At 33.7% G+C, this 3510-nt stretch carries 3 protein-coding genes; 1 reads left to right on the top strand and 2 read right to left on the bottom strand.

What is annotated here, in order from left to right; all coding sequences use genetic code 11:
* Positions 1–1517: M1 family metallopeptidase (locus WBN21_RS11265; protein ID WP_424200316.1), on the top strand; the 1517-nt coding region annotated here is incomplete at its 5' end.
* A 78-nt stretch (positions 1518–1595) separates the two neighbouring features.
* Here WBN21_RS11265 and WBN21_RS11270 read toward each other — a convergent pair.
* Entirely contained in the window at positions 1596–2786 is a 1191-nt protein-coding gene (locus WBN21_RS11270; RefSeq protein WP_424200318.1) for an aspartoacylase, read from the bottom strand.
* A partial coding sequence (locus WBN21_RS11275) for an HPP family protein (RefSeq protein ID WP_424200320.1) occupies positions 2783–3510 on the bottom strand: 728 nt, incomplete at its 5' end. The genes WBN21_RS11275 and WBN21_RS11270, both read right to left, overlap by 4 nt.

A 3510-nucleotide genomic window follows, 5' to 3' on the forward strand; every position in this document is an offset into this window, starting at 1 on the left:
GAGACAGAATAAGTAATTTAAAACCAGACGAAATTGGATATATTAAGGTAAACTCATTGAAACAAAATGGTATTACCATCAATCATGAAACTGTAGGTACGGTATTGGAAGTGGAATTAGCAAAACCTATTCAACCAGGAGAAAGTGTAACATTTGATATGGATTTTGACGGACAAGCACCTGTACAAATTCGTCGTTCTGGTAGAAATAATAAAGAAGGAGTCGCACTATCAATGGCGCAATGGTATCCTAAATTAGCAGAATACGATTTTGAAGGTTGGCATGCCGACCCATACATTGGGCGTGAGTTTCATAGTGTGTGGGGAGATTTTGATGTGAAACTAACCATCGATAAAAACTATGTGATTGGTGGTACTGGCTACCTTCAAAATCCAAATGAAATTGGACATGGTTATGAAACAGGAACAATAAATCGTCCTGATTCTAATAAATTAACATGGCATTTTGTAGCACCTAATGTGCATGATTTTACTTGGGCTGCAGATCCAGATTATATTCACGATACCATGCAGGTGCCTAATGGACCAATGCTACACTTTTTATATAAAAGCACCATGTCGAACATTCAAAAGAATAATTGGAAACGCATTCAGCCAAAAGCCGTAGAATTTATGCAGTATTACAGTAACCTTGTTGGTAAATACCCTTACAAGCAATACTCCATTATTCAAGGAGGTGATGGTGGTATGGAATATGGTATGTGTACTCTTTTATTAGGTGAAGGCACTTACGATGGGCTGATAAAGGGAGTAATATCGCATGAAATGGCGCATACTTGGTTTCAGTTTTTATTAGCAAATAACGAATCGAAACATCCATGGATGGATGAAGGTTTTTCAACTTATATAGAATACCATGGTGTTAACGATATTTTCAATGAAGGTAAAGAAAACCCTTTAGAAGGTGTTTATAACACCTATATAGCGTTAGCAAGGTCTGGCAGAGAACAACCATTAACTACACATGGTGACCGCTATATGTTTAACCGCGCATATAGTTTGGCATCATACTATAAGGGTGCTGTCTTTTTATCACAGTTAGGTTATATTATGGGTGAAGAAAATTTGAATCTCACTATTAAAAAATATTTTATGGACTTCGTTTTTAAACATCCAAAACCTTTGGACATAATTAGGACCGCAGAAAAAGTATCTGGATTAGAACTAGATTGGTATTTAATAGATTTTGCACAAACTACAAATACCATTGATTACGCAGTAACTGCAGTTAATGACAAATCCATTTCTTTAGAGCGCATTGGATTAATGCCTATGCCAATTGATATTTCGGTAACTTATACTGATGGAACTACTGAAGATTTTTACATTCCTTTACAAATGATGCGTGGTGAAAAACCAACCTCAGCAACTATAATTAAAGATTGGGCTTGGGCGTATCCTACTTACACTTTTGAAGTTTTAAAAGCTGTAAAATCTGTTCAAATAGACCCAAAAGAAATGATGGCAGATATTGATAAGGAGAATAACAAAAAGTAACTTAAACTTTAAAATAAAAAAAGCCACTTCGTGTTAAACAAAGTGGCTTTTTTGGGCTTTATTTTTAATAACTCTAGCTCAATACCAAGGTTCTGTTTTATAAATATCCGTTTTGGCAACACGCTCTCGGTTATTTAGCCTTAGATGGGTGCTGGTTATTTGTCTGTTTCTATATCCTAATAAATGAAATAAAGGTTTCGCTAAAAACTTTGTAGTGGTTAAGTTAACTTGTAATATTCCTTCGGTTTTATCAACCCAAGAAATTCCTGGTAACCATGCCAAAAGTGAATCTGTTTTTACGCGTCTTAAAAGGGCAGATAGTTTTAATAAAAATGGTTTTATGGGTTTTATAATAAAAAAACCTTCAGCTCCTTTTTTTTGATATAATGGCATAAAAATGCTCCCGCTAATTGGCGCTAGAATTTCACTTGAATTGCTTTGCGCTAATTTTGTGCCTTTTGTTATGTTTTCAAAACTTTCAAATCCGTTAAGCATTTTAAACTGTTCATCTTTTTTTATTCTGTGGAGATAAACCACTTCAAAAATGGTATGTGTGTTTTTGGATTGTTGCTTTAATTGCTCATAGTATTTTGAAAAATCAATAATTGCTTCTTCTTTTAAAATTCCTGAATAAACTAAGGTTAAATAAATAAAAGCAATATTATTAGTGATAGCAAAAAAATCATCATGCTGGCCAGATTCAAAACCTAAGGACACATAACCCATTTGGTTTATATAACTTAGCAAGGGTCCGTTTAAATATTCCTCGATACCTAAAACAATTGGCACAGGAAATTGTGTAGAGAATTTTCTATTTATAATAGCGTCATTAATAGTAATAAACGGCAAGGTTTTACTGGATGTGGTATGTAAATCTATAAAGTAAAAAGGTGGCTGATTGTTTTGTAAAATGTCATTTAAAATATCGAGTAGTTCTAATAATTCTGTTTCATCATCGTTTAAATCTGTTTTGTTTTTTATGTTTTCAATTTGATCTTTGGTCCATAGTCTATTCAAATCGTCAAAAACATAGCGTTTGTGAATTTTTAAGGCTTTTAAGTTACCTGAAATGCCGTAAATAGTGCCTTTTACATAACTACTGTTTACTCCAGCTAATGCGTCTTTTATAGCAAAAATACCTGAGGTTTCATTGCCATGGATGCCGCCAAAAAAAACCACAGTTGGTCCTGGTTTAGCTCCTGTAATCTTCCCAAGTATTCTCTCCACTTTTATACTGCTATCTAGCGCTTTATTATATACATCGATCATATAATCATGTCTTTTTTTGTAACTAAACCAATTAACTTGTTGTTTTTAAGTACGGGTAAACTTCCTATACCGTGGGTTTCCATTAAATCTTTAGCGGTTTCAATAGGTGTATATTCCTCAACTGTTATAAGGTCTGTTTTCATCAATTTATCGACACTATTATGATTGTCGTTGAGTTGGTTTAAATAGCTTTCAACATCTGCCCAACTGATTAGCCCTATCAATTCTCTTTCGTTATTAATTACTGGCATATGATGAATATTTTTCCATATCATAATATGTAATACTAAATCGACGCTGTCTTTTTTATCAACTGAAAAAATATCTGAACTCATAACATGCTTTACAACATATTTTGTTTTAAAACCAGTATCTCCAGCATTTTGCACGGCACCCCAAACTGAAACAGGGAATCCTTTTTCTTGTTTATCATATATACTTGCTGTTAATATCTGCATGGCTTCATAGCGCTTGTGTGTTTTTAATAAATTTCTGTAATTTCTAACCAACCATTCTGAGCCATTGTTACCATTAACTCTATCCTGAATAATTTTTAGGTAATATTCGGCATCATGCGGACTAACGCCAACCGAGTAAAGCCCTTTGTATGCCATTGGTAAAAGCTCGTCTAAAAGAAGTTTATGACTGGATATATATTTTCCATTCCAATAAAACTGGGTTGCCATTCCGTAACGCGCCGCATTAAAAAAATTCTGTTTCACAT

It is taken from the genome of Algibacter sp. (genome assembly GCF_049667265.1).
In the GTDB taxonomy this organism is placed as follows: Bacteria; Bacteroidota; Bacteroidia; order Flavobacteriales; family Flavobacteriaceae; genus Algibacter_B.